Source organism: Gallibacterium genomosp. 3, from assembly GCF_001678475.1.
Lineage (GTDB): Bacteria > Pseudomonadota > Gammaproteobacteria > Enterobacterales > Pasteurellaceae > Gallibacterium > Gallibacterium faecale.
The window spans coordinates 1-26532 of sequence record NZ_JTJR01000027.1 but is presented as its reverse complement, the minus strand read 5'-3'; the positions used below and the strand labels follow the sequence as shown (position 1 = coordinate 26532).

21 protein-coding genes and 2 pseudogenes are annotated in these 26532 nt (G+C 37.4%); 15 read left to right on the top strand and 8 right to left on the bottom strand.

Annotation, left to right across the window (positions count from 1 at the left end):
- Nucleotides 1-265: 265 nt before the first annotated feature.
- The 4 genes from QV06_RS07470 to QV06_RS07455 are packed head-to-tail and all read right to left on the bottom strand — an operon-like array spanning nt 266 to nt 8080.
- Nucleotides 266-3298: a type I restriction endonuclease subunit R gene (locus QV06_RS07470; protein ID WP_065237594.1), complete on the bottom strand. Its 3033-nt coding sequence runs from the start codon at nt 3296-3298 to the stop codon at nt 266-268.
- 12 nt (nt 3299-3310) lie between these two features.
- The gene (rhuM, locus tag QV06_RS07465; protein WP_245174266.1) at nt 3311-4369 is read right to left on the bottom strand and encodes a RhuM family protein; all 1059 of its coding nucleotides are present in this window, start codon (nt 4367-4369) and stop codon (nt 3311-3313) included.
- The gene (locus tag QV06_RS07460) at nt 4362-5714 is read right to left on the bottom strand and encodes a restriction endonuclease subunit S (protein WP_065237593.1); all 1353 of its coding nucleotides are present in this window, start codon (nt 5712-5714) and stop codon (nt 4362-4364) included. Before QV06_RS07460 ends, rhuM begins: the two co-directional genes overlap by 8 nt.
- A 5-nt stretch (nt 5715-5719) precedes the next feature.
- A complete protein-coding gene (locus tag QV06_RS07455) occupies nt 5720-8080 on the bottom strand; it encodes a type I restriction-modification system subunit M (protein ID WP_065237592.1) in 2361 nt (786 codons plus the stop codon).
- Nucleotides 8081-8573: 493 nt separating this feature from the next.
- Between QV06_RS07455 and nagE the strand changes: the two genes are divergently transcribed.
- Nucleotides 8574-10046, top strand: a complete 1473-nt coding sequence (gene nagE, locus QV06_RS07450) for an N-acetylglucosamine-specific PTS transporter subunit IIBC (protein ID WP_065237591.1) — start codon at nt 8574-8576, stop codon at nt 10044-10046.
- Between the two features lie 73 nt (nt 10047-10119).
- On the opposite strand, the gene QV06_RS07445 is transcribed toward nagE, so the two are convergent.
- The 4 genes from QV06_RS07445 to mutS form a co-directional block, all read right to left on the bottom strand.
- Nucleotides 10120-11277, bottom strand: a complete 1158-nt coding sequence (locus QV06_RS07445) for an iron-containing alcohol dehydrogenase (protein ID WP_065237590.1) — start codon at nt 11275-11277, stop codon at nt 10120-10122.
- A gap of 219 nt (nt 11278-11496) precedes the next feature.
- Complete coding sequence (locus QV06_RS07440; protein WP_065237589.1) at nt 11497-11886, bottom strand: RidA family protein; 390 nt, start codon at nt 11884-11886, stop codon at nt 11497-11499.
- Nucleotides 11887-11933: 47 nt separating this feature from the next.
- Entirely contained in the window at nt 11934-12935 is a 1002-nt protein-coding gene (gene argF, locus QV06_RS07435) for an ornithine carbamoyltransferase (protein WP_065237588.1), read from the bottom strand.
- A 21-nt stretch (nt 12936-12956) separates the two neighbouring features.
- Nucleotides 12957-15536, bottom strand: coding sequence for a DNA mismatch repair protein MutS (gene mutS / locus QV06_RS07430; RefSeq protein ID WP_065237597.1), 2580 nt, complete (start codon nt 15534-15536; stop codon nt 12957-12959).
- Between the two features lie 237 nt (nt 15537-15773).
- Here mutS and recA point away from each other — a divergent pair, with 237 nt between their 5' ends.
- From recA to glpE, 14 genes and pseudogenes are all read left to right on the top strand, one after another.
- Nucleotides 15774-16829, top strand: a complete 1056-nt coding sequence (gene recA / locus QV06_RS07425) for a recombinase RecA (protein ID WP_065233865.1) — start codon at nt 15774-15776, stop codon at nt 16827-16829.
- Between the two features lie 153 nt (nt 16830-16982).
- A complete protein-coding gene (gene recX / locus QV06_RS07420) occupies nt 16983-17429 on the top strand; it encodes a recombination regulator RecX (protein ID WP_065237587.1) in 447 nt (148 codons plus the stop codon).
- 214 nt (nt 17430-17643) lie between these two features.
- Nucleotides 17644-18516 carry a co-chaperone DjlA gene (gene djlA / locus QV06_RS07415; protein WP_065237586.1) on the top strand — a complete coding sequence of 291 codons (873 nt, stop codon included), beginning with the start codon at nt 17644-17646 and terminating at the stop codon, nt 18514-18516.
- Nucleotides 18516-19127 carry a DUF2238 domain-containing protein gene (locus QV06_RS07410; protein ID WP_065237585.1) on the top strand — a complete coding sequence of 204 codons (612 nt, stop codon included), beginning with the start codon at nt 18516-18518 and terminating at the stop codon, nt 19125-19127. The genes djlA and QV06_RS07410 overlap by 1 nt, the downstream gene beginning before the upstream one ends.
- Nucleotides 19118-20059: pseudogene (gene dusC / locus QV06_RS07405) on the top strand (tRNA dihydrouridine(16) synthase DusC). The gene QV06_RS07410 and the pseudogene dusC overlap by 10 nt, the downstream one beginning before the upstream one ends.
- Nucleotides 20049-20726: pseudogene (yjjG, locus tag QV06_RS07400) on the top strand (pyrimidine 5'-nucleotidase). Before dusC ends, yjjG begins: the two co-directional pseudogenes overlap by 11 nt.
- Before the next feature lie 687 nt (nt 20727-21413).
- Entirely contained in the window at nt 21414-22385 is a 972-nt protein-coding gene (locus tag QV06_RS11850) for a sigma 54-interacting transcriptional regulator (RefSeq protein WP_065237596.1), read from the top strand.
- Between the two features lie 110 nt (nt 22386-22495).
- Nucleotides 22496-23134, top strand: coding sequence for a stringent starvation protein SspA (gene sspA / locus QV06_RS07390; RefSeq protein ID WP_065237584.1), 639 nt, complete (start codon nt 22496-22498; stop codon nt 23132-23134).
- A gap of 9 nt (nt 23135-23143) precedes the next feature.
- On the top strand, nt 23144-23608 hold the full coding sequence (locus tag QV06_RS07385) for a ClpXP protease specificity-enhancing factor (RefSeq protein ID WP_065237583.1): 465 nt from the start codon (nt 23144-23146) through the stop codon (nt 23606-23608).
- 129 nt (nt 23609-23737) lie between these two features.
- Nucleotides 23738-24277, top strand: coding sequence for a pilus assembly FimT family protein (locus QV06_RS07380; protein WP_065237582.1), 540 nt, complete (start codon nt 23738-23740; stop codon nt 24275-24277).
- On the top strand, nt 24234-24977 hold the full coding sequence (locus QV06_RS07375; RefSeq protein WP_245174265.1) for a Type II secretory pathway, component PulJ: 744 nt from the start codon (nt 24234-24236) through the stop codon (nt 24975-24977). Before QV06_RS07380 ends, QV06_RS07375 begins: the two co-directional genes overlap by 44 nt.
- Nucleotides 24974-25630: a DUF2572 family protein gene (locus QV06_RS07370; RefSeq protein WP_065237581.1), complete on the top strand. Its 657-nt coding sequence runs from the start codon at nt 24974-24976 to the stop codon at nt 25628-25630. The genes QV06_RS07375 and QV06_RS07370 overlap by 4 nt, the downstream gene beginning before the upstream one ends.
- Nucleotides 25620-25916, top strand: coding sequence for a DUF5374 domain-containing protein (locus QV06_RS07365; protein ID WP_065233849.1), 297 nt, complete (start codon nt 25620-25622; stop codon nt 25914-25916). The genes QV06_RS07370 and QV06_RS07365 overlap by 11 nt, the downstream gene beginning before the upstream one ends.
- Before the next feature lie 63 nt (nt 25917-25979).
- Nucleotides 25980-26312, top strand: a complete 333-nt coding sequence (gene glpE / locus QV06_RS07360) for a thiosulfate sulfurtransferase GlpE (protein ID WP_065237580.1) — start codon at nt 25980-25982, stop codon at nt 26310-26312.
- Nucleotides 26313-26532 lie beyond the last annotated feature (220 nt).

Sequence of the window (26532 nt, the reverse complement as noted above, 5' to 3'; positions counted from 1 at the left end):
AGGATTATTTAGTGAACTGAAGCGAAAAATAAATAATCATAATGGTTTAACCAAACATCATAAGGTAATGTTTATAAAGGATTTTTTGAATGAAAAAAGTGGTTAATAATCTTTATAAATAATGATTAGCAACCACTTTGTCTACTTGGTACAGTTTTTGGCAAATTAGCAAACATTTTGTCTACTACACCTCAAAGCATATTTATTTTCTTTAATTACTATTTATAAGATAAGTTTTTACTAGTATTTCCAATAATTTCACTATCTATAATATTTTTCTACTTACTAATCTTTCAATATTTTGTATCCAAGTAGCTTTGAAAGCAGGATCACCAGCATAAAGCTTATAGAGTTCCATCTCTTCTTTACGACGTTTGAGCATAATGGACTCCAAAATTTTTTCAAACGTCAATGCCTTATGATGTGGATCATCAGTTTTTTGATAGATATTTTCATAATCCGGATGTTGACGAACGCTATTCACGATACTTTCAAATTTTATTCGTTGTTCTTCCGGTGTAGCACTCCAGCCTTCAAACCAGCGCTGATTGAAAGCGGTGATAATCTCATCTAACGGATCTTTATCACCATCGTCATGACCACTACGTGGATTAGGGTTTTGCGGCGCTAAACTGCCTTCTTCATCATCTAATTCGATCTGTACATTAAGTTTGGTGCGTTGCAAACCGTAGGTATTTAAATCCACAGATTCTAATAACTCATCTAAGGATTCGTTTTCTGTATTTTTAACATTGAGTTTAGGAATAAGAAATTTTAAAAACCAAAACAACTGTTCCCAGTCGACATTTTCGAATACTAAAATTGCCGCCATCTGTCCGTAAATTTTTACAAACTGTTTGGCTTTCACTTTAAAATCTATCTTATCCTCTTCCGACAGGGATAAATCCTTATTAAAACGAGTAGCGGCGATGTCAATTAAAGGATTAAGGCTTTCAGCATTTTGATTATTGAAAAAGCGAGTATTGAACTCCGTGATTTCCTGCCATTCATAAACGCCGACTTCGTCCAACTGGTCTTTAAGTTCATTAAGCACCTGCACATCTGTGGCCTTTTCTAAAGAAGTGGCGGTATAAAATGGTGCAAAGGCTTGCTTGATATCGTCGGTCGTATTAAAAAAGTCCAATACGAAAAGGTCTTCGGTCTTTTTACCCAATTTGGGTGCACTGCGGTTTAACCGTGATAGAGTCTGTACACACAAGACACCTGCCAATTTCTTATCCACATACATGGCGGTTAATTTTGGCTGATCAAATCCTGTCAAATATTTATTGGCAACGACTAGTAAGCGGTACTCATCGCTTTCAAAGTGTTCTTTGGTTTTGTCTTCAGCGAATCCATTCATTTCGGCTTCACTGTAGCTAATACCGTCCACTGTTTTTTCGCCAGAAAAGGCAATCAATACCTTAAATGGCATACCTTTTTCGCTAAGTAATTTATGGATGGCATGATAGTAGCGAATAGCTGCTTCGATGTTTTGCGTAACAATCATTCCTTTCGCTTTGCCTTGCAACTTTTTGCGGTTTACCACGCTGTCCATAAAATGCTCAAGCATGATTTCAGCTTTGATGTCAATAGTTTGCTGATTACGCTCCACATAAGCACGCAATTTTTTCTGTGCTTTTTTACGGTTAAACAATGGATTATCTTTAATAGACTTGCTGATTTCGTAATAGCTTTTGTAAGTGGTGTAATTTGCTAGCACATCAAGAATGAAACCTTCTTCAATCGCCTGTTTCATCGAGTACGAATGAAAAGGTTTAAATGATCCATTTGCCTGCTTTTCACCAAAACGCTCTAAAGTGGTATTTTTAGGGGTAGCAGTAAAGGCAAAATACGAGGCATTATGACGCATTTTACGTGCCTGCATCGCCTGTAAAATTTTATCTTGGATATCTTCTTCAGTTTCCTCCTCAACGCCCATTGCTCGGTTCATATTATCATGTGCTGTTCCAGATTGTGAGCTATGTGCCTCATCAATAATCACTGCAAACCGCTTATCACTTAAATCCGAGATGCCTTCAACAATAAATGGAAATTTTTGGATGGTTGAAATAATGATTTTTTTACCTGTTTCCAAAGCAGTTCTTAAATCACCAGATGTATTGGCATGGGTAATGATATTTTTGACTTCAGAAAATGCCTTGATGTTATCGTTAATTTGCTTATCCAGAATCCGACGATCCGTCACCACAATTACCGAGTCAAACAACGGCATATCCATTGCTTTAGTTCCTGCTGCTTGGGCATTGGCAGGATAAGTTTCAATCAGTTGATACGCCAACCAAGTAATGGAATTAGATTTACCCGAACCTGCCGAATGTTGAATCAGATAAGTTTTGCCCACACCACGCCGACTGCAATCCTCAATTAGCCGACGTACTACATCTAATTGATGATATCGTGGAAAATATAATGTTCTATGAGCCAGATTATCGCTACTTTTGCCATCTAAACGGACAAAATGCTGAATAATATTTACCAAACTGTCTTTACTGAAAATCTCTTCCCATAAATAGGCAGTTTTATAACCTTTCGGATTCGGTGGATTACCTTTGCCTTGTTGATCACCTTTGTTAAAAGGTAAAAAGAGCGTATTTTTGCCGGCTAATTTAGTCGTCATATATGCTTCATCGCTATCGACTGCCATATGCACCAAACAACGGGCGAATTTTAATAAAGGTTGATTGGTATCACGATTCTCTCGGTATTGCTTTTGTCCGTGAAACGCCGCTGTTTGTCCTGTTTTTAGATATTTCAACTCCAGCGTAATCAATGGGATACCGTTAATAAACAGTACCATATCAATCTCTTCTCGAGGATTGGTGCATGAATACTGCACTTGACGCATACAGCTAAAAATATTCTGTGCAAACTGCTCATGCACTTTTGTATCACTGCTGGCAAGTGGAGCAGGATACAACAACGTAAAATGCAATTCGTCAATACTCAAACCTTTTTTCAGTATATATAAAATGCCGTATTTACTAATGAGTTTATCAAACTGATACTCGATCTTGCTTTGCCAGTCGTTATAACGGCTTTTAATTTTGTTGAGTGTTTCCGCTTGCGTACTTTCTAAAAATTGCCAAAACAATCGTTTATCCAATGCCAAGTTCGCATCAAAATCCTGCGGATAACCGAGAACAAAACCCTGATTCTGACCATAAGCGGCAGCAGGCTCGGCAAGCGCATTGGTAGGCATAGCCTCAATCGTTGTGCCGGTTAATGCCCGTTGGATAGTGCGTTCAAATTCGGTTTCATTGGCTATTGTCGTCATAGTGGAATCTCTTTATTTTTTGGTTAATTTTTTGATGACCTTATCAAAATCTGACTCTATTTTTTGGGTTTTATTGAATTTATCATATTCTTGATGTGCTTTTGTTTCTGCTTGCTGCTGACTGATTTTGCCTAAATCGCCTAAAATTTTATATTCATTAAAGCTCAGAAATTTATCCACGCTTGCAGCAAATTGCATCATAGTAAAAGTGTTTTCCCGCTCAATCAGCCCTTCAATATAGTCAAAATAGCTGCTAATTGTGCGCTCTAACTGTTTGATTTCCTTTTCGCTTAAATAATTTTTTGCCACTGTAGTATCAGATTTCAAAATCCTACCATTAGGGGCATTTTTCCATGTGTTTAAACCCATATGATCTTTCGTGCTATCTGCCTTATGGTAAACAATTTCCGCAGCCGTACTACCCGTAATAGCAAAATGAAATTTATTTTGCACCATGGCATAAAACTGACGTGTTACTTGTGATTTTGGGTCATAATCGGTACAACATTCAGCAAAAATATCGGTGATTTGCTGATAAATCCGCCGTTCACTGGCACGGATTGAACGTACCCTCTCCAACAATTCACGGAAATAATCTTTACCAAACAGCATCTTTGCCTGCTTTAAGCGGTCATCATCAAGCACAAAACCTTTAATCAGGTATTCTTTTAGGGTTTGGGTCGCCCAAATGCGAAACTGTGTGGCTTTGCTGGAATTGACGCGATAACCGACGGAAATAATGGCATCAAGGTTGTAATATTCCAGTTGGCGATTAACCATTCTATCGCCTTCTTTTTGAACTGTTCGGAAATTCCGAACAGTTGCCTCCCTATCTAACTCACTACTAGTAAAGATATTTTTTAGGTGTTCGCTTATCGTAGGCTTACTTACGCCAAACAGCTCGGCGATTTGCTGTTGTGTCGCCCAAACGGTGTCATCATGCAGATAAATTTCTACCTGCACCTGACCATTGGGGGCAGTGTAAAGGATAAAAGATTGCGTTCCTTTATCACTAAGCATCAGGTTATGATCTCCATTTGTCATCGCTGTATCTTTTTTAAAGTTATCCATCGTTGCTGACCTTTATTCGCCCTGTAACCGCTGCCTGAATAAGCACGATTTTATATTCTTTAAGTTTATCAATTTGTTGCTCATAGTGGGCAATGGTTGCATCAATCTCGGCAGATTTTTGCTCTAAATAGTCGGCAATTTGTTGTTGTTCGGCAAATGGGGGGATAATAAAAGGAATTTCTTTCATTCTAGTTTTAGATAAATCCCATTGTCCAATACGAACTCCATCAGAAGCACTACCAAAAAAGGAAATATATATTTTTGAACGAATTGCCCAATGAAAAAATAATCCATTTATCTCTTTGATAAAATTAAAAATATAATAAGCTGGGCTAACAATTCCAGTGTAATCAGAAACACCATAAGAGCCTTGCCAAGCCTTCATTTTATTCATTCCAAATTGTCCCTTTTTAATTAATTTATAACTACTCAAATCATCTGGAATAAAATTATGATTACTCTCTAAATTTTCTATATCTCTTTTAATTACACCTTGCTCACGAGTAATAGACAACAAAGGTAATTTAGGGTGATTTTTTATTGAAATGGGAAATAAACATTGACCAAGTTTCGATACCTCCCAATGCTCCGGAATTTCACCTATCCAATCAATACCGCTGTTTTTCATCGGTGCGTTAGGGTTTAAACCTCGGGTTACTGCCGTCTGAATGGTGATTTGTTTATATTCTTTGAGTTTGTCAATTTGCTGTTGCTTTAAACCAATTGCTTCATCAATCAAAGCTGTTTTGCTATCCAAAAAATCTGCAATTTGCTGTTGTTCGGCAAGAGGGGGAAAGCAAAACTGTTCATTCAAATAACTATTACTATCTAAATTCTGAATACCTGTAGTTTGTTTTATAGATAAATAGTTAATATTATTTGCATATAATGTTGCTAAGGCATAATTAATAAATTGTGAAATAATATTGCTATTTGGGGTTAGTTTTGCCACAAAATTAGAAGTAACAGCATCATAATTTTTATCAAATAAAACTACTCTACCAACTAACGTTTTATCTCCTCCACCAGATTTCTCTAACAATAAATCTCCCTTTTTCAGAACCTTCCTTTTCTTTTCAGAGTCAGAAATAAATCTATATGTTAAATTATCATCAGAAATTTTTAATCTATCATAATCAAAATCAGTAACCCGTAATACTATTGTATCTGTTGCGTCTTTTTTAGGTTCATCTCCCCAAATACCATTAGTGCAATCTAAAAAAACATTTTTCAGTCGTAAAACCTCCCAACCCTCTGGAATTTCGCCAATCCAATCAATACCGCTGTCTTTATATTTCAGGTAGCGTGGGTAAGTATTTAGTTTATTGTGGTTGATTGTTTCCATAAGACTTAATTTCCCAATATCTTCGCTATCAATCCATCGGCTTTTGCTTCCAATGTCAAAATATCGCTGGCGACTTCCGCAAGGCTCCGCAGTGGTTTGTGTTGGTAGAAATATTTGTTAAAGCTGATTTCATAGCCAATTTTTACGCTGTCAAGATTGATCCATGCCTCATCAATGTGGGGTTTGATTTCAGCTAAAAAGTAGCGGTGGATGTTGTCTTTGAGTGGTACGCTTTCGCTGTCACGCAGTTCGCTGCTACTTTCGTAGGTAAGATATTCGCCTTGTTTTGAGGTCGGGTAGTAGCCAAAATCAGGCAAATCTTTTTCTTCGCAGCCCAAATGGTTTAGCAGCTCGTTAAGCTGGCTATCTGTCAATTTTTCTTTCTTTTTAATGACTTTTTCTGCGGTTTCGTCGTATTCACTCACGACAGAGAGAATGGCATTTTTTTCGCTGGCAGAGAGTTTGATTTGTAAAGTTTTACAGACGCTGTCCACTTGCTTTTTGAACTGATTGAAGTCCTTAAATTCATCGGTACCGATTTCTGCCATTAAGCGTTGTGCATATTGATACAGAATTTGTGATTTTTGCCAAAATTCGGGGTTGCTAAGATTTGCTTTGTCTTTAGCATTTAGGCTAAATCCTTGTTTTTCCAGTTCGGCAAAAAGTGATTTTTCTTGGGTTTTCAGGTAGTCTTGTTGATAGACTTGCTCGCCGTGTTCAGCATAAATGATTTGCATCATCTCACCGAGTTTTTTGTCAAAACGCAATGGGGCTATAGCAGTTTCGCTAAATTGGGCACGACGACGGTCGGGGCGTTCAATAGTCACTTTGTAATAGCCAAAGTCTTGGTTGTCAAAAATTTGGCTGGTAATACCGATTGGGTTATGTTCACTGTCGGTTTGACGGTCAATGACGGTGAAGTCAAGATAGGCTTGGGTGATTTCGGCAATATTTTCAGGGGAAAACTCGCAGTTTTTATCCCCTAAGTTTTTACGCAGTTTGCGGTAGAGTAAATTGGCATCAATCAGCTGTACCTTGCCTTGACGGTGTGGTGCTTTGTTATTGGATAATACCCAAATATAGGTGGTAATACCAGTATTGTAAAACAGGTTGTTCGGCAGTTGGATAATGGCTTCCAGCCAGTCGTTTTCAATAATATAACGGCGGATGTTGCTCTCACCACCACCTGCATCACCTGTAAATAAAGCAGAACCGTTATGTACAGAAGCAATGCGACTGCCTAAGGCACTATTCTTGGGATCTTTCATCTTGCTAATCATTTCCATCAAGAATAATAATTGCCCATCACTGGTGCGTGGTATAGCAGGTACAGTTTCCATGTTGCCCCAATAGTCGGGGAGGCTAACTTCAAAACGGCGATCAATAATGTCTTTACCGTCTTTGATGTATTTTTCGTCTGTACTCCAGCTTTTGCCGTATGGCGGATTGGTGAGCATAAAGTCAAAATGTGTGCCGGCAAATTCATCGCTGGTTAAGGTTGAGCCTACACGGATATTGGCTGGGTCGTTGCCCTTAATCATCATATCGGATTTACAGATGGCATAGGTTTCATCATTGATTTCTTTGCCATAAAGATAAAAACGACGGTTGGCTTCCAGATATTTTTCTTCAATGAATTTTTCTGACTCAGTAAGCATACCACCACTACCACAGGCAGGGTCATAAATTGTCAGCACCGCCGGCAGTTGTTCTTTAATTGGGTCAAACACCAAATGCGTCATGAGTTCAATCACTTCGCGTGGGGTGAAATGTTCGCCAGCTTCTTCGTTATTTTCTTCATTGAATTTGCGGATAAGCTCTTCAAATACATAACCCATGCCTAAATTGGTCAAAGCGGGCAACATATTGCCCTCAGGGTCAGATTTTTCTTCCGGAGTGAGATTGATATATGGGGAAACAAATTTTTCTACCACATCCAGCAAAACGCCTTTGCCCGCCATATGGCGGATTTGCTCCCGTAGCTTAAAGCAATCAATAATTTCTTTGACATTCATACTAAAGCTGTTGAGATAGGCTTCAAAGTTTGTCAGTAAAATTTGCGAATTATTGGTAGCCGTGTGGTATAGCGATTGCATTGTCCATTTAGACGTGTTGTAAAATACATAGCCACTGGCTTCACGCAGTGCGGTATCATCCAATTCTGCCAGTTTCATCTCTTCTGTTTGAAAACGGACTTCTTGCAATACTTTATCTTTGTTATGTTCCAACAAAGCATCTAAGCGTCGCAACACGAACATTGGTAAAATGACATCACGATATTTACCACGAACATACACATCTCGTAGGCAATCATCGGCAATGCTCCAAATAAAAGAAATCAGTTTATTGTGGGCTGCATGGTTCATAATAAATTCAAATTCTTTAAGTATTCACAAAAATAATAATTTTACACATTAACTCACTAGGGAAAAAGGAAAAGGTATCAAGAAATATTGACACATCAATATTCACAACAAAATTTATCTCAATTTTGAGAGTACCATTTCCCCTTATTACCCCTAAAATTGGACAAACTTATCATTTAAGTGAGGTAGCAACGGTACAAGAGAAGTGGTGGAGAAGTGTTAAATAGAGAGTATAGTCAATTTAAGGTATTGATTAATTTATGTAGAATTTCTTTTATCTATTTGAGATAAAAGGTATTTTTTTTATTGTTTTAATAAGATTTTATTTTACTTTTTATGAAGTATCACTTCAATAATTTAAAAAAAATAAAGTGATTTTTATCACAGTTCGAGAAAACTTTATTTTACTTGTCGTTTTTTACTTTCTATACTGCTTGTTGGTTAATAAATATTAGTTTCCCTCCTATCCAACACAACATGTAAGGATTTCATTATGAGTACTCTTGCTTATTTACAAAAAATAGGGCGTGCGTTAATGGTGCCTGTGGCAGCATTACCAGCCGCTGCAATTTTAATGGGGATTGGTTATTGGATTGACCCAGATGGTTGGGGTAGTAACAGTGCTTTAGCTTCATTATTAATTAAGTCAGGTGCAGCAATTATCGATAATATGTCGTTGCTTTTTGCTGTGGGTGTTGCCTTTGGATTATCAAAAGATAAGCATGGTTCAGCCGCGTTATCTGGTTTAGTGGGCTATCTTGTAGTTACAACATTACTTTCTCCTGGTGCAGTTTCGCAATTACAAGGTATTCCAGTTGATCAGGTACCAGCAGCATTCGGTAAAATTAATAACCAATTTATCGGAATTTTAGTTGGTATTATTTCAGCGGAACTTTATAACCGTTTTGCTCAAGTTGAATTACATCAAGCGTTATCTTTCTTTAGTGGTAAACGTTTAGTACCAATTATTGTTTCTTTTGTGATGATTTTGGTGTCATTCATTTTACTTTATGTTTGGCCAGTGATCTTTAATGGACTTGTTAGTTTTGGTGAGTCAATTCAAGGATTAGGCGCGGTTGGTGCTGGTATTTACGCATTCTTTAACCGTTTATTAATTCCAGTTGGCTTACACCACGCACTTAACTCTGTATTCTGGTTTGATGTGGCGGGTATTAATGATATTCCTAACTTCTTAGGTGGAGCGAAATCACTTGCAGAAGGAAAAGCGATTCTTGGTCAAACAGGAATGTATCAAGCTGGTTTCTTCCCTGTGATGATGTTCGGTTTACCAGCAGCGGCTTTAGCGATTTACCATAGTGCTAAACCAGCTAAAAAGGCTATGGTTGGCTCTATCATGTTTGCTGCGGCATTATCATCATTCTTTACAGGCGTAACTGAACCACTTGAATTCTCATTTATGTTTGTTGCACCAGTGCTTTATTTAATCCATGCTCTCTTAACAGGGATTTCGGTGTTTATTGCAGCAAGCTTACATTGGATTGCAGGATTCGGATTCAGTGCAGGTTTAGTTGACCTTGTGCTTTCTTCACGTAACCCATTAGCAACACAATGGTATATGTTAATTGTACAAGGTGTGGTCTTTGCCGGTGTTTACTATGCGTTATTCTGTATTGCGATTAAAGCGTTTAACTTAAAAACTCCGGGGCGAGATGATGAAAAAGATGATGCGACTGTTTCAACATCTGCAGAACCTCAAATGAGTGCAGAAGCGAAAAAAGCTCGCGCACAAGGTTTCGTTGCTGCACTTGGTGGTAAGGCAAATATCAAAGAAATTGATGCTTGTATCACACGTTTACGTTTAATTTTAGTAGATCGTTCAAAGATTGATGAAAATAAACTTAAAGCATTAGGCTCAAAAGGTAATATCAAATTGGGAGATAATGCGTTACAAGTAATTCTTGGTCCTGAAGCAGAATTGGTTGCTGATGAGATGAAGAAACTGTAAGAAGAGACTAATTGATATAAAACACCTTATTGGTTTGTTAGCCAATAAGGTGTTTTTTATGTTAGATAATAAATTACAGTGCTAAATGTAAGATTTCTTCAGCAGCAGTAATATCAATATTTTGACGTTCACCAAAAGGTTCTGGACGATGTTCTGCTAACTTTTTCAATACAATTGGGAATTGACTGTCATCAATACCATAAGCAGATAAGCGTGTTGGTGTTCCCATTTGTTCAAAGAACTCACGTGTTTTTTCAATGGCAATTTTTACGCCTTCAGTTTGGTCATTACCTTGATAATGCCAAACGCGTTGGGCAAATTGAACGAGTTTTTCTTTTTTAGATTCACGTTGATGCCACATAATCGCAGGCACAACAATCGCTAAGGTTTGACCGTGATCAAGCCCGTATTGTGCAGTTAGCTCATGACCAATCGCATGAGATGCCCAGTCTTGTGGTACACCTACACCTAAGATTCCATTCAATGCCATAGTTGCTGCCCACATAATATTCGCTCTGACATCGTAATTTTCAGGCTCTGCTAACGCTTTTGGCCCTTCTTCAATTAAAGTAGAAAAGACTCCTTCAGCAAAACGATCTTGTACTTTTGCATTAACAGGATATGTCATATATTGCTCGAAAGTATGCACAAACGCATCCACTACACCATTCGCTGTTTGTCTGGTTGGTAATGAATACGTTGTTGTTGGATCTAATACAGAAAATTGCGGTTTAACATATGGGGAGAAGAAACCAAGTTTATCTTGGGTTTCTTTACGACTGACCACCGCATTACCGTTCATTTCAGAACCAGTTGCAGGTAAAGTAAGGATTGCCCCAATTGGTAATGCTTGAGTAATCACTTGTCCATGACTCTTAACGATTTCCCACTCATCGCCTTGATGATTAATCGCTGCCGCAATAAATTTTGTTCCATCTAAAACAGAACCGCCACCTACTGCAAGTAAAAATGTTACTTTTTCTTGTCTAGCAAGTGTAACGGCTTTCATTAAAGTCGCAAATTGAGGGTTTGGTTCAATTCCTGAAAATTCGACGACTTCAAAATCTTGTAATGCTTGGGTGACTTGTTGATAGACACCGTTCTTTTTAATACTTCCGCCACCATAGGTCATTAGGATTTTTGCGCCACTTGGAATTTGTTGTTTGATTGCAGCGATTTGACCTTTACCAAATAATACTTTTGTTGGTAAGTGAAGAGTAAAATTGTTCATAAACACTCCTTTTATTTAACAATTATTTTAGGGCTAGGATGTTTTTTCATCTATGTAGGGTTGAATGTTGTTGATTTACATCACTCAACATTGCAACGTTTTCCTTGCTTTAATAAAAGCTGTTGTTGAGGGAAAAAAACAAAATAACCACAGCCCTAGTTTCAAATAAAAATGCTTTCCTAAATTAGAGGAAAGCATTTAACTGCAAGGTAAGAAAAATTATTTTCTCACCGCAATAGCTTCAATTTCGATGCCGACATCTTTAGGTAAACGAGCCACTTCTACACAAGAACGTGCCGGAAAGTTTGGGTGATTGTTTTCCTTAAAGAAACGTTCATATTCTGCATTAACCACAGCAAATTGGTTGAGATCTTTCACAAAAACAGTTGTTTTTACAATATCAGCAACGTGCAAACCAGCTTGTTCAACGATTGCTTTAATGTTTTCTAATGATTGACGTGCTTGAGCAACGATATCACTAGGAATTTCTCCAGTTATAGGATTTACTGGAATTTGTCCAGAGGTTAATACTAAATTGCCTAAATCAACAGCTTGTACGTAAGGGCCAATCGCTGCAGGTGCTTTTTCTGTATGAATGATTTTTGTCATTGTAATTCCTTATAAAATTAAAAGTAAGTTATAGCTAATTTAGTTGATTAAGCAAGGGTAGCAACCATAACTGCTTTAATGGTATGCATACGATTTTCAGCTTCATCAAAAACAATAGAAGCAGGTGATTCAAATACCTCATCTGTGACTTCCAAACCTTTTAGACCGTACTTAGCGGCAATCTCTTTACCTACCGTTGTATGTTCATCATGGAAAGACGGTAAGCAGTGCATAAATTTGACATTCGGGTTACCAGTTAATTTCATTAATTCTGCGTTTACTTGATACGGTTTCATTAATTCAATCCGTTCTGCCCAAGCACTTTCAGGCTCACCCATAGATACCCAAATATCAGTGTAAATGAAATCGACATCTTTTACGCTAGCTGCAACATCTTCGGTACAGGTAATTTTGGCGCCGGTTTGTTTAGCGATCTCAGCAACTTCATCTAATAGTTTTTGCTCAGGGAAAAACTGTTTTGGTGCAACAAGGCGTAGATCTAGCCCCATCAAAGCGGCACCCTCAACAAAAGAATTTCCCATATTATTACGTGCATCACCTAGATAAGCGAGTTTCATTTGATCCAAGCGTTTACCTTTACCGTGTTCTAACATAGTTAAGAAATCAGCCAAAATTTGTGTTGGATGAAATTCATCAGTAAGACCATTCCAAACTGGAACACCTGAATAGGTAGCTAATGTTTCCACGAGTTCCTGACCGTAACCACGATATTGAATCGCATCGTACATTCTACCTAGCACACGAGCGGTATCTTTCATACTCTCTTTATGACCAATTTGCGAACCGCTTGGTCCAATGTAAGAAACATTAGCGCCTTGATCAAATGCACTAACCTCAAAGGCACAACGAGTACGTGTTGATGTCTTTTCAAAGATTAAAGCAATATTTTTTCCTTTTAAGCGAGGTTGTTCTGTACCAGCGTATTTGGCTTTTTTGAGTTCTGCAGCAAGATCAAGTAGAAATTGGATTTCTTGCGGTGTGAAATCTAATAAACGTAAAAAATGACGTTGGCGTAAATTGACTGGCATAAAAACTCCCTAATATTGTGGTTATGATTGCTGTATTTGTTTTAATTGATATAACGCAGCAAGTGCTTGCTTTGGCGTTAAATCATCAGGATCTAAGCTAGCTAATTTTTGCAAAATAGCTTCAGTTCGTGCATCGGTTTCTGGCTCTGGTGAGAAATCCAATTCTGCTTGTCGATGTGTTTGAGAATACTGAATTGACAAGGTTTCTAATTGTTTTAATTTTTGTTTTGCAAGTTGGATTACGGGGCGAGGTACTCCTGCTAATTGTGCAACAGCAAGACCATAACTTTTGCTTGCTGCTCCCTCTTGCACCGAATGCATAAATGCAATCGTATCACCATGTTCTTTGGCGTCAAGGTGAATATTAATACAACCAGTTAATTGTTCTGGTAATGCGGTTAATTCAAAATAGTGAGTAGCAAAAAGTGTTAATGAACGTAATTGGGTTGCCAACCATTCAGCACAAGCCCAAGCCAAAGATAAACCATCATAAGTGGATGTTCCTCGACCAATTTCATCAATTAACACCAAACTTTGCGGGGTTGCTTGGTGCAGAATATTTGCCATTTCGCTCATCTCAACCATAAAGGTAGAACGTCCAGAAGCTAAGTCATCAGACGCGCCAATTCGGGTAAAAATACGATCAATCGGACCAATAATCGCACTGTCAGCAGGTACAAAACTACCCATGTATGCCATCAAAGTAATTAAGGCAGTTTGACGCATATAGGTACTTTTCCCACCCATATTTGGCCCAGTGATAATCAAGAGATGGCGTTGCTGGTTAAGCTGTAATGGATTAGCAATAAAAGGTTGTTGTAATACAGTTTCTACTACTGGATGACGCCCACCTTGAATATTGATTTCAATATGATCGCTAAATGTCGGTGCAACATAATTTAATGTTTCAGCCCGTTCAGCCAAGTTTGTTAATACATCTAACTCAGCCAAAGCTAAACTGGTTAATTGTAGATCTGCTAAATGTGGAAGTAACAGATCAAATAACTCTTCATACAGTTGTTTTTCCAGGGCAAGCGCAGCTCCTTGGGCTTTTAACACTTTATCTTCGTGGTTTTTTAATTCTGGAATGATAAAACGTTCCGCATTTTTTAAGGTTTGGCGGCGCGTATAATGAGCCGGCGCTTTTTCCGCTTGACCACGACTAATTTGAATATAGTAGCCATGCACAGCGTTAAAACCAATTTTGAGTGAATCAATACCGGTTGCTTGACGTTCTCTGGCTTCTAGATTTTCTAAAAATTGAGTAGCACCTGTCGCTAAATCTCGCCATTCATCGAGTTCTGCATTATAACCAGGTGCAATCACGCCTCCATCACGGATAAGTGAAGGGGGTGTTTCAATAATTGCTCTTTGAAGTAATTGATATAGTTCAGCAAAATCTTTTATTTGAGATAGCAATAAATCAAATTGCCCCTGATTTTGCTGGTGTAATAAAGCAAGAATGTTAGGGATTTGTGCTAAACCATGGCGTAAACGGGTGAGATCACGTGGTCGAGCCGAACGCAATGCGACTCGAGCGAGAATACGTTCCATATCACCAAGTTGTTGAAGTAGCGGTTTAAGCTCTGTATATACATCGGTTGCTAGCAGTTGTTTTACTGCATTTTGGCGTTTCAACAGTTGTTCACGTTGGCGTAAAGGTTGATGTATCCAACGCTTTAATAAACGGCTTCCCATCGGAGTACTACAATAATCAAGCACGGCTGCTAAGGTATTTTCTGTACCACCTGCTAAATTTTGCGTTAGCTCTAAATTACGGCGTGAAGCAACATCAATAATAATAAAGTCACTTTCTTGTGCTAAAGAGATAGCATTGATATGAGGTAATGCGGTACGTTGCGTTTCTTTTGCATATTGTAATAAACAGCCTGCAGCACATAATGGAACTAATGCTTTTTCAACACCAAAACCTTTTAAATCTTGAGTACCAAATTGTTTATTTAAGAGTTTAATTGCAGTGACTAACTCAAATTCCCAGTTGGGACGGCGACGTAACCCTTTATACTGCTGCAATAATGACATAGATGCAAAGTCTTCAGGGTATAAAATTTCAACAGGTTGAATACGTTGCAATTCAGCGGTGATACTGGCTTCATTATGATGCTCACTGATTTGAAAACGCCCTGAGGTCATATCAAGTGTAGCTAAACCAAAAATCTTTTTTTCTTGATACAGACAAGCAATAAGATTGTCTTGACGTTCGGGTAATAGTGCTTCATCGCTGACTGTACCCGGAGTAACAATGCGTACAATCTGCCTTTCTACTGGGCCTTTTGTGGTGGCTGGATCGCCAATTTGTTCACAAATCGCAACAGATTCACCTAATTGAACTAATTTTGCCAAATAGCCTTCAACAGCGTGGTAAGGTACACCCGCCATTGGGATTGGTTCACCTGCTGATCTACCACGCTTAGTCAATGAAATATCTAATAATTCGGAAGCACGTTTAGCATCGTCAAAAAAGAGTTCATAAAAATCCCCCATCCGATAAAACAGCAAAATATCAGGATATTCTGCTTTTATTTGTAAATATTGCTGCATCATTGGGGTGTAAGAGGAAAGATCACTATCTAAATTCATCATTATTTATCCTTGCTTGATTGCGACGGATAGTATAAAAGATGACGGCAGAAATCGAAAGGTAAGGAATGTGAGATTAATCGATTTAGCGTGTAATCCGAAGAATTTGGAAGTAGGATCGTATTTTTGATCAGTAGAATTATAAAACACTTGATACTGTATAATTATACAGTATAATAACCAACGATTTATTTCCCTTCAATGATAACAAAGGCGATGAAAATGAAAGATTTTGGAATGAATGAAGAAAAAGAAAAAGCTCTTGCAGCAGCATTAGGACAAATTGAAAAACAATTTGGTAAAGGTTCAATTATGCGTCTTGGTGATACACAAACGCTAGATGTTGAAGCAATTTCCACTGGTTCATTAGGCCTTGATGTGGCATTAGGTATTGGTGGATTACCAATGGGACGTATTGTTGAAATCTTTGGACCAGAATCGTCTGGTAAAACCACGCTAACCTTATCGGTGATTGCACAAGCACAGAAACAAGGTAAAACCTGTGCGTTTATTGATGCTGAACACGCATTAGATCCAATTTATGCCTCTAAACTAGGTGTTGATGTGCAATCATTATTAGTTTCTCAGCCTGATCATGGGGAACAAGCCTTAGAAATTTGTGATGCATTAGTACGTTCTGGTGCGGTTGATGTCATTATTATTGACTCTGTTGCGGCATTAACGCCAAAAGCAGAAATTGAAGGTGACATGGGTGACTCTCATATGGGGTTACAAGCACGTTTAATGTCACAAGCGTTACGTAAATTAACAGGCCATATTAAATCCGCAAACTGTTTAGTCGTCTTTATTAACCAAATTCGAATGAAAATTGGTGTTATGTTTGGTAACCCAGAAACAACGACAGGGGGGAATGCGTTAAAATTCTATGCTTCTGTTCGTTTAGATATTCGCCGTACAGGTTCTATCACAGATGGTGATGAAGTTATTGGTAGCGAAACTCGTGTTAAAGTGGTGAAAAATAAAGTTGCTGCACCATTTAGACAAGCTGAATTCCAAATTTTATATGGAGAAGGCATTTCGAAAACGGGTGAATTAATTGAACTTGGGGTAAAACATAAATTAGTGAATAAATCAGGCGCTTGGTATTCAATTAATGATGAGAAAATTGGCCAAGGCCGTACTAATGCAATGAAATGGCTTGCGGAACACCCTGAAGTGGCTAATGAGTTAGAACGTAAATTACGTGAAGAATTACTGTCTAATCCAGATCAACTATTAGTGGCAGATGAAGCAGATAAACAAGACGATGATGCGCTGGATTTCAGTGAATAATTTGATCTTGTTGATAAAGGATCAGAATAAGTCATTTTTAATATTTGTTAATATAAAGAAACCAGCTTCCTATCTAATTGATCTCTATGTTTGATCTTCCAGATAGGAAGCAACTCTCACCAAAGTAACCTCTTATCTTAATTTTTAGTTGTTATGAATACTAATCTCGCGCTTGCTTATGTGCTTAAATTATTGGCTATTCGTGATTACAGTGAATATGAATTACGTTGTAAGTTACAGGCTAAAGCTTTTTCAGAACAAGAAATTGAAGATGTCATTGAAAAATGCCAAGCCAATAATTGGCAAAATGATTTTCGCTTTTGTGAACATTTTTTACTTTCTAGAGTACAAAGAGGCTATGGATTACAACGGATTAAACAGGAAATGCAACAAAAAGGGATCCAAAATGAGGTTTTTCAGCACGTATTAGCTCAAAGTGAAATTGATTGGTTTGCCTTAGCAGAACAAGTATTAAGTAAGAAATTTCCTGATTATGCAGAGATCCAAGATTTAAAAATAAAACAAAAAATGTGGCGATATCTCTATTCTCGTGGTTTTAATCAAGAAGAAATATCCTCTTTATTTAAGGGATATGATTAGAAATGATATATCATTTGTGGCTTAGAGCTTAGAATAGCGAGCAAAAATCATTACTATAAAATATCTAATTTTCTTCAAATACAATGAATTCCATTTTTATCAGTTAATAAAATTTAATTATTGTAATCAGAAATCTTACTAGTGATTCCATTCCACGAAAATAGATTGTGGAGTAGAATATCCAACTTCTTGACCTTGCGAAAAAAGGAAAATTATGAATTTTATCGGTAAATTAATAGGTGTTATTGTCGGATTCAAATTTGGTGGTTTTTTCGGTGCTATTTTTGGTTGCTTTTTGGGCCATTTAGCAGATAAAAAATTATATGAGTTAGGTAATGTAGGCTCTTCTCTTTTTGGGAAAAAGGTTTCTCGTCAATCACTATTTATGCAAACAACGTTTGCGGTGATGGGACATTTAAGTAAAGCAAAAGGGCGGGTTACAACAGAAGACATTCAGTTAGCGACGGCGATTATGGATCGTATGCAACTTAGCCATGAACAGCGTCAAATTGCTCAAGATGCTTTTAATCGTGGTAAAGCAGCCGATTTCCCAATTCGTCAAGCCATTCGTGAATTTCGAGTAGGGTGTGGACAACGCAGAGATTTATTGCGTATGTTCTTGGAAATTCAAATTCAAGTGGCATTAAGTGATGAAGAACTCCATCCAAATGAGAAAGAAATTTTATTTATTGTGGCGGAAGAACTCGGCTATTCTTCTATCCAATTCGAGCAGATGTTAGCAATGATTTATGCTGCTCGCCAATTCTCTCAAGGTGGTGGTTTTTACTATCAATATCAACAATACCAACAACAAGGCTATCAACAACACTCTGGTGGTTATCAAGGCACAAGACAAAGCTCTTCTGGACCAACTTTAGAAGATGCTTATCGTGTATTAGGTGTATCAGCAAATGATGAACGTGAAGTCGTAAAACGTGCTTATCGTAAGTTAATGAATGAACACCACCCAGATAAATTAGTAGCTAAAGGGTTGCCAGAAGAAATGATGGAAATGGCAAAAGAAAAAGCCCAACAAATTCAAGCTGCGTATGATTTGATCTGTAAAGTGAAAGGTTGGAAAAAATAATGAAATTGTCATCCACCTCACCAATAATTTTAGCAATCTTTATCGCTGGATTAATGATTTGGTCATTTATTGAACCTTATTCGCAAGATGTCTGGATCGCAGAAATGGTGCCTGTTATTGCGGTATTTATTCTGTTGATTATTACTTATCCTAAATTCCAATTTAGCGTATTTGCTTATATTTTGATGAGTGGTTGGCTAATTCTGCATACTATTGGTGCACACTACACCTTTGAGCATGTACCTTTTGCATGGGGAAGTGAATTATTATCAGGATGGTTAGGCGAAGGGCGTAACCATTTTGATCGTGTAGCGCATTATATCATTGGTTTTTATAGCTTCCCGATTGCCGAATTATTAATTAGAAAACGCTGGGCGAATGTAGTGACCGCAGGGTTATTTGGCTTATTTTCTATTATGAGTATTGCTGCGGCATATGAAATTATTGAATGGCAATATGCGGTACGAGAAGGTGGTGAAGCAGGGATTGCTTTCTTAGGATCACAAGGTGATATTTGGGATGCACAAAAAGATATGTTGGCGGATACACTAGGCGCAATTACTGCATTGATTTTATTTTATTGTTATCGACCGGATAAAAGATGCGCATAATTCTTGCTCCAATGCAGGGCGTATTAGATCCTTTTATGCGCCAATTATTAACTGCTTTTAATAGTTATGATCTCTGTGTTTCAGAGTTTGTACGTGTGGTTAATCAATGCTTACCGAAGAAAGTCTATTATCGGCTTTGTCCTGAATTACAACAACAAGGTTATACAGATAGCGGTACGCCAGTTAGAGTACAACTATTAGGATAATTTCCTGAATGGCTTGCAGAAAATGCTAATTTAGCTATTTCATTGGGATCACATGGCATTGATTTAAATTGTGGATGCCCATCTAAAACCGTAAATGGTAGTTGTGGTGGAGCAAGTTTATTAAAACAGCCAGAGCTGATCTATCAAGCAACCAAAGCGATTCGAGCTGCAATTGGTTCAGATCAGATATTAAGTGTTAAAGTGAGATTAGGTTGGGAAGAGAAAACTTTTGCATTAGATATTGCTGATGCCGCACAGCAAGGTGGAGCAAATGAAATTTCCGTGCATGGTCGAACAAAAATGGATGGTTATCGCGCTGATCGAATTGATTGGGAAAAAATTGGTGAGATTCGCCGTTTTTTGTCGATCCCAGTGATTGCTAATGGTGAGATATTTAATTGGCAAGATGCACAAACGTGTTTAGCGGTAACCGGGTGCGAAGATTTAATGGTTGCGCGTGGTGCATTACAGATCCCAAATTTAAGCGAAGTGATTAAACATCAAGCAGAGCCTGTGGCTTGGCATCATATATTGAAGCTATTGCATCATTATAGTCAGGTGGAAAATCAGTGGGATAGTGGATTTTATCATGTTGCAAGAATTAAGCAGTGGCTAAGATTCTTACTTAAATCATATCAAGAGGCAGACCTCTTATTTGAGAAGATAAAAGGTTGTTCAACTAGTGAAGAATTGCAATGGATGTTGAGTAGAGAGAATGAAATATAACTGGATTTTATTTGATGCAGATGAAACACTTTTTTCTTTTGATTCATTTGCTGGATTAAGACAATTATTTGCACAGTATAATGTTGATTTTACCCAAGAAGATTTTAATCAATATCAACAACTTAATAAGCCTCTTTGGGTTGCGTATCAGGATGGTAAAATTGATGCCAAAACATTACAAGAGAGTCGTTTTTCTGCTTGGGGTAAGTGATTATCAGTTGATCCTGCCGAACTCAATCATGGCTTTTTATTGTCTATGGCGGAAGTTTGCCGACCATTAGATGGCGTTGTGGATTTATTACAACAGCTAAAAGATCAGGCTAAATTGGCAATTATTACTAACGGTTTTACCGCAATGCAGCAATTACGTCTGAAAAAAACAGGATTAAATGATTATTTTGAGTTTGTTGTTGTTTCTGAAGAAATCGGGGTTTCTAAACCTAATCCACAATTTTTCCAACATGCTTTAGAGCTAGCCAATCCTCAAGATACGAAGCAAGTATTAGTGGTAGGAGATACTTTAGAATCTGATATTTTAGGTGGCAATAATGCGGGGTTAGATACGTGTTGGCTTGATCATGGACGTGAGAATTTAACTGAGATTAAACCAACATACCAGATCCCACGTATTGCAGATTTATTACCTGTGATTGTTGAAAATTCGTAAACTTATCTTTACGCTGTCTTTATTTCTGTACAGGCTCAAGGTATGATAGCGCCAGTATAGAAAATTGTGGGGAGGTAAGAGATGCATTTTGCAATTTCTTGTATTGATCGAATTGGTGTCGCAAAAGAAGTTTTAGATTTATTAGCAAAAGAGCATATCAATCTTGAGGGGATTGAGTTAAAAAAAATAGATCAAAATGGGGTGATTTATCTAAAGATTGAGAAAATAGCACAATTCCAAGTGAATTATTTAATAGATAAATTACAAGATATTGATGGAGTCAGTACAGTTTCATGCTTAGATTATCTGCCTTATGAGCGTAAAGCGATTGAGTTAAATGCATTATTTGAAGCCCTACCGCATCCGATTTTATCAATTAATTTAAATGGCAAGATTGAATTTGCTAACCAACCTGCTCGAAAGTTATTGTTACCCTATTTGCAAGAGAAGAAGCCTAAGGCAAAGACATTACAAGATTATTTGTTAGTTGATGCACTCCCATTTTTACAACAGGCAGATTGGTATCAAACTTTTTTACGACAAGCTAAACAGCACTCTTCCCCAGTTTCACTCTCACAAAATATTCAATTAGATGATCAGCATTGGCGTCTTGATTTATTACCACTTAAGTTTAAAGAAGGCGAGCAAAGCGTTATTGGTAGTGTTGTCACCTTGCAATCTTTTGAAATGTTGCGTATCGATCCACAACAATTTAATGCGTATCACAGTAATACTTTTGATGAAGTAGTGACGAGAAGTCGTAAGATGGCGGAATTGGTGGAATTAGCGAAAAAATTTGCATTTTCTGATGCACCATTATTAATTCAAGGCGAAACAGGTACTGGGAAAGAGTTTATTGCGAAAGCGTGTCACTATTTTAGTAATCGCCGCGATGAAAAGTTTATCGCGGTGAATTGTGCAGGATTACCGCCCGAGGATACAGAAGCGGAAATGTTTGGTTATCATTCTGCTGAACGAAAAAGTATTGGCTTTTTTGAATATGCAAATCAGGGTACCGTGTTATTGGATAATATTGTAGAACTTTCACTACCAATGCAGGCGAAATTGTTACGTTTTTTACATGATGGAACGTTTCGGCGGGTAGGGGAAGAACAGGAGCATTATGTCAATGTGAGAGTTATCTGCACAACCCAAGAACCACTGTCAATGTATGTTGAACAAGGTGTGTTGCGAGAAGATCTTTATCACCGCTTAAATGTTTTAACTCTGAACATACCACCATTGCGGGAACGTAAAGAGGATATTCCGGATTTAGTGGCGTTATTTGTCAAACAAATTGCAGCTCAATTAGGCATACCTTTGCCACACTATTCAGATGAGTTTATTGCGTTCTTACAGAAGTATAGCTGGGGTGGAAATGTACGAGAATTATATAATGCTTTATACCGAGCTTGTTCTTTAGTGGAGAATGGGAAGTTGACACCAGCAGGATTGCATTTACAAGATAGAGTGCTTAGTCATTTTAATTTGGAGCAGTTTGATGGCGCAACATTAGATGAGATGTTGGGCAGTTTTGAGGCGGCAATTTTGCAAAAATTTTATGCAGAATATCCAAGTACGAGAAAATTAGCACAGCATTTAGGTATTTCTCATACCGCTGTTGCCAATAAGCTACGCCAGTATGGAATCACCAAGTAGTCTAAATTAGCTATAACAGTATGATGACAAAATATGCTAGAATAGACGGTCAAATTTTTTGTATAGTTTTCTGGGTAGCTGGCATTAACCCATAATTAGCGGAGGAATAAATGACGGTAGCAGCGAATAGACGTTCAATAATGACCCTTTTTTCAGATAAAAATGATATTTATAGCCATCAAGTCAAAATAGTTTTAGCCGAAAAAGGTGTAGCCTATGAAACTGAAAATATCGAATCAGGCGAAATTTCTGAAGATTTATTAGAACTCAATCCAACCGGCAGTTTACCAACTTTAGTTGATCGTGAATTAGTCCTTTTTAATTCGCGTATTATTATGGAATACCTTGATGAGCGTTTTCCTCATCCACCATTGATGCCAGTTTATCCTGTAGCAAGAGCACAATGCCGTTTATTAATGCAACGTATTGAAAATGACTGGTATCCACTCTTTGCGAAAGCGAAAGATGAAAATCACCCTGAATGTGCTGCAGCACGTAAGCAACTTAAAGAAGAGTTACTTGCCGTTGCACCCGTCTTTTCACAATATACCTATTTTATGAGTGATGAATTTAGTTTAGTCGATTGTTATTTAGCACCGCTATTCTGGCAATTACAATTATTAGGCATTGAATTTACTGGCGCAGGAAGTAAAGCGTTGAAAGGCTATATGAATAAAGTCTTTTCTCGTGATAGCTTTGCCAAATCACTAGGAAATAGTGCAGCACTTAATATTATGGATGATAAATAAGGATTGATTATGGCGATAACAACACAAACTCCAAAACGCCCCTATTTATTACGCGCTTATTTTGATTGGTTGGTTGATAATGATTTAACTCCTTATCTGGTTGTGAATGCAAATTATCCAGAAGTTGAAGTGCCAGTTGAATATGTACGTGATGGGCAAATTGTGTTGAACTTATCACCAAATGCGGTAGGGAACTTGTCATTAGGGAATGAAAAAATTCTGTTTAGTGCAAGATTTCAAGGTGTGATTCGCCACATTGTGATTCCATTAGGTGCTGCTATGGCAATCTATGCGCGGGAAAATGGCGATGGAGTTATGTTTGAGCCAGAGGATGCCTACGATATTGAGCAGCTGGATACTGAACAACCTATTGGTTTTCAAGATGTAGTAGATACCCCTAAAAAAGCCAAAAGTGAGCAAGAAAAAGCGAAAAATCCAGTAAAGAAAACACCTCACCTACGAATTCTAGATTAATTGTAAATGATGCCGTATTTAATGACGGCATTTTTTATTTTTTCGATCCTCTTCACAATCTCACTATCAAATAATTAATTTAAAGTGAATTTCTGATTATTTTCTCTTGGTCTATAAGGAGAAAATATTATGCAGCGATATTATGCGGGGTTAACGGTAATAGAAGTGCTGACGGTGATGTCGATTATTGCACTATTAAGTTTATTTGCGGTACCAAGTTGGCAATATCTGCATACGCAACTTAGATTCCATCTTGAACAATGGCGTTTACAACAGTTTTTATTGCAGGTACAACAACGCGTTAATCACTCTGATACTAATTGGGGTTTATATGCCAGCGTTTCGAATGATCGGCAAAAATGGTGTTTAATTGCACAAATTGCTAAAGAAAAAAATACGGATCTTTGCGATTGTTTGCGTCTATCGAGTTGTTCCCAAGATACAAAATTGGTCTATTTTCCACAATCAACAGCAAAAATTAGATTAATTACTAAGCAGTATTATCCACAGGCAATCACCTTTTTTAACCATACTCGACACACGATGCGTAATGCTTGTTTCCTATTGCAGTCAGATCATAAACAGTTGGTATTTAAGTATAGTGGAGTGGGTGGAGTGAAAATTGATGAGCAGAGTTCAACCAGTGCCTGTTTGCAATATCAATCGTAAAACACCAATGTTTTTACTGGGGACCACATTACCCGAGCTCTTAATTGGATTAGCGATAACAAGTCTTTTGATTATCTTATTTTCACATTGGGTGGTGTATCTTTATCGTTACTCTGATCAACAGCAGCAACGGTTGCAGTTACAACAAACTGTACATCAAGCATTACAGCTAATGAGTAAGGATATTCGGCGAGCAGGATATCATGCTCCGTTATCGCAAAATAATCTCTCTTTATTCCAATATCAAAAACGTAGTTTAACGTTAAATTTACCTAAGCAGGACAGCTATCAATGTGTGATGTTTTTTTATGATGCAAATCGAGATGGTTGCATAGGGACTTTGCAAAATCAGGGTTGTGTAGCAAATGGTATAAATCAAACTAAGGATGTACAAAAAGAGCTGTTCGGTTACCGGCTTAATGCAAGACAATTAGAAATGTTATTTATGTTTGAAGACACAATACCTCAACATTGTAGTGCAATAAGTTGTCAGCAACATTTAAATAATCCAAGTTGTTACAGCCGAGGATGGACAAAAGTTTTAGATGAACAGCGTTATATAGTACGAGATCTTGCTATTCGCTGGTTAGAGAAGCAGCGAGGTTTAAGTATAGGGCTTACTGTCAGTTTACGGGAACAGCCTAAGATAACCTATCAAGCAACAACATTGATTCCGTTACTTAATGAGGTAAAGGAATGAGAACAGTAGAATCAGGGAATATTAGCTTATTTACCTTATTGTTATTAACAAGTGTAGGTTTATTGTTATTGTGGTTAATACAAGATAGTTTGCTGTTTTCCCAACGGGGAGTGATAGTGAGAAATCACTATTTAGATTTACAAGGGCGTTTATGGCAACAGTATCGCCAACAACGAGAAAGTTTGTGTCAAGGCGAGCCACCCAGTGGGAAAAAATTTACCGAAACTTTGCATGTTGCTGATAGGCATTTAGTATTGAATCATTATATCGATTGTGAAAAAAATTCTCTGTTCTTACAAACACCAACACAGGCAGAAAATTCTCCAAGAGAACAATATCTGAATCCTAAGTATGAATTTCCTGCTCATCAAGTTTATGCAGAACCTATTTATACTGTGAAACGTATGCCTAAACTCTGGATAATCGATCAACCAATGACCTGGCATTTAACGGGAAATCTTTATGGTGTAGTAATTAGTAATGCGCCTTTAACCATTACGGGGGTTGGTAAGATTATTGGTACAGTGATTAGTGATCAACCGATTACAATGGGAGAACAGATTACGATAGATTTTGATGCCAATATTGTACAAAAGATAGTAGAACAATTTTCCTACTGGGAAATTGCCGAGGGTGGTTGGCATGATTTCTAATTTCGTAAGAGGACACACATTGTTAAGCGTGTTAGTTGCTTTAAGTGTGCTATCAACAATATTACTGTTAGGGCAAACTTGGCTTAATCAACAACAGCAGCAAAATGCTCAATTATGGCAAGTCACTCAAGCTTTACAGATCGCAGAGAACCAACAAACATTGCGTCTCTTAGAACAACCTTGTGAATCACAAATAGTGCAAAATGGAATTCATTTTTTAATTCGTTGTGAGGCAGATTTTATTACTGTGCAATATCCTTTAGGTGAAATACGTGTTCGAGGTTAGTACTATGGTTTTTGGCAGAGATCAGTATAATGAAGTGTCAATTTATCGAGAGGGAAAAGGTTTATGTCAGAAACATTTAAAGAAATTGATGCAAATGAAGCGTGGCAATTAATGCAACAGCGATCAGCTGCTTTAGTGGATGTACGTGATATTCAGCGTTTTGCTTATAGTCATCCAATACAAGCTTTTCATTTGACTAATCAAAGTTACGGTGAATTTTGTCAGCGTTATGATTTTGATCAGCCTATTGTGGTGATCTGTTATCACGGTAATAGTAGTCGTAATGTTGCTCAGTTTTTAGTCGAGCAAGGATTTGACGAAGTGTATAGCATACGAGGTGGTTTTGATGCTTGGGTTAAGGCAAATTTACCAATTGATAGTGATCTTAATCAGTAAAATTACTTAAAAAATTGTTGTAGTTATTTGAATAGAAACCTTTCAATTATTTAATTCAATATTGTAGAAAATAGTCATTAAAGAATGTAACTGATAATAAAATTCTTGGCATAGTAGACAAAATTGTTGCTAATGTTTATTTTATTTAAACATTAGCAACTCTTTTTATTTAAAAAATCTTGTATAAACAATATCTTACACCTTTTCGTTAAGCCATTGT

What these genes read in the sequence shown, in the direction of transcription:
- djlA (WP_065237586.1), top strand. Translation starts at nt 17,644, where the DNA reads ATGAATTTTATCGGTAAATTAATAGGTGTTATTGTCGGATTCAAATTT.
- rhuM (WP_245174266.1), bottom strand. Translation starts at nt 4,369, where the DNA reads ATGGATAACTTTAAAAAAGATACAGCGATGACAAATGGAGATCATAAC.
- nagE (WP_065237591.1), top strand. Translation starts at nt 8,574, where the DNA reads ATGAGTACTCTTGCTTATTTACAAAAAATAGGGCGTGCGTTAATGGTG.
- recX (WP_065237587.1), top strand. Translation starts at nt 16,983, where the DNA reads ATGAATACTAATCTCGCGCTTGCTTATGTGCTTAAATTATTGGCTATT.
- QV06_RS07385 (WP_065237583.1), top strand. Translation starts at nt 23,144, where the DNA reads ATGGCGATAACAACACAAACTCCAAAACGCCCCTATTTATTACGCGCT.
- QV06_RS07365 (WP_065233849.1), top strand. Translation starts at nt 25,620, where the DNA reads ATGATTTCTAATTTCGTAAGAGGACACACATTGTTAAGCGTGTTAGTT.
- QV06_RS07460 (WP_065237593.1), bottom strand. Translation starts at nt 5,714, where the DNA reads ATGGAAACAATCAACCACAATAAACTAAATACTTACCCACGCTACCTG.
- QV06_RS07445 (WP_065237590.1), bottom strand. Translation starts at nt 11,277, where the DNA reads ATGAACAATTTTACTCTTCACTTACCAACAAAAGTATTATTTGGTAAA.
- QV06_RS07470 (WP_065237594.1), bottom strand. Translation starts at nt 3,298, where the DNA reads ATGACGACAATAGCCAATGAAACCGAATTTGAACGCACTATCCAACGG.
- glpE (WP_065237580.1), top strand. Translation starts at nt 25,980, where the DNA reads ATGTCAGAAACATTTAAAGAAATTGATGCAAATGAAGCGTGGCAATTA.
- QV06_RS07380 (WP_065237582.1), top strand. Translation starts at nt 23,738, where the DNA reads ATGCAGCGATATTATGCGGGGTTAACGGTAATAGAAGTGCTGACGGTG.
- QV06_RS07375 (WP_245174265.1), top strand. Translation starts at nt 24,234, where the DNA reads ATGAGCAGAGTTCAACCAGTGCCTGTTTGCAATATCAATCGTAAAACA.
- QV06_RS07440 (WP_065237589.1), bottom strand. Translation starts at nt 11,886, where the DNA reads ATGACAAAAATCATTCATACAGAAAAAGCACCTGCAGCGATTGGCCCT.
- QV06_RS07410 (WP_065237585.1), top strand. Translation starts at nt 18,516, where the DNA reads ATGAAATTGTCATCCACCTCACCAATAATTTTAGCAATCTTTATCGCT.
- QV06_RS11850 (WP_065237596.1), top strand. Translation starts at nt 21,414, where the DNA reads ATGTTGCGTATCGATCCACAACAATTTAATGCGTATCACAGTAATACT.
- mutS (WP_065237597.1), bottom strand. Translation starts at nt 15,536, where the DNA reads ATGAATTTAGATAGTGATCTTTCCTCTTACACCCCAATGATGCAGCAA.
- QV06_RS07370 (WP_065237581.1), top strand. Translation starts at nt 24,974, where the DNA reads ATGAGAACAGTAGAATCAGGGAATATTAGCTTATTTACCTTATTGTTA.
- argF (WP_065237588.1), bottom strand. Translation starts at nt 12,935, where the DNA reads ATGCCAGTCAATTTACGCCAACGTCATTTTTTACGTTTATTAGATTTC.
- QV06_RS07455 (WP_065237592.1), bottom strand. Translation starts at nt 8,080, where the DNA reads ATGAACCATGCAGCCCACAATAAACTGATTTCTTTTATTTGGAGCATT.
- sspA (WP_065237584.1), top strand. Translation starts at nt 22,496, where the DNA reads ATGACGGTAGCAGCGAATAGACGTTCAATAATGACCCTTTTTTCAGAT.
- recA (WP_065233865.1), top strand. Translation starts at nt 15,774, where the DNA reads ATGAATGAAGAAAAAGAAAAAGCTCTTGCAGCAGCATTAGGACAAATT.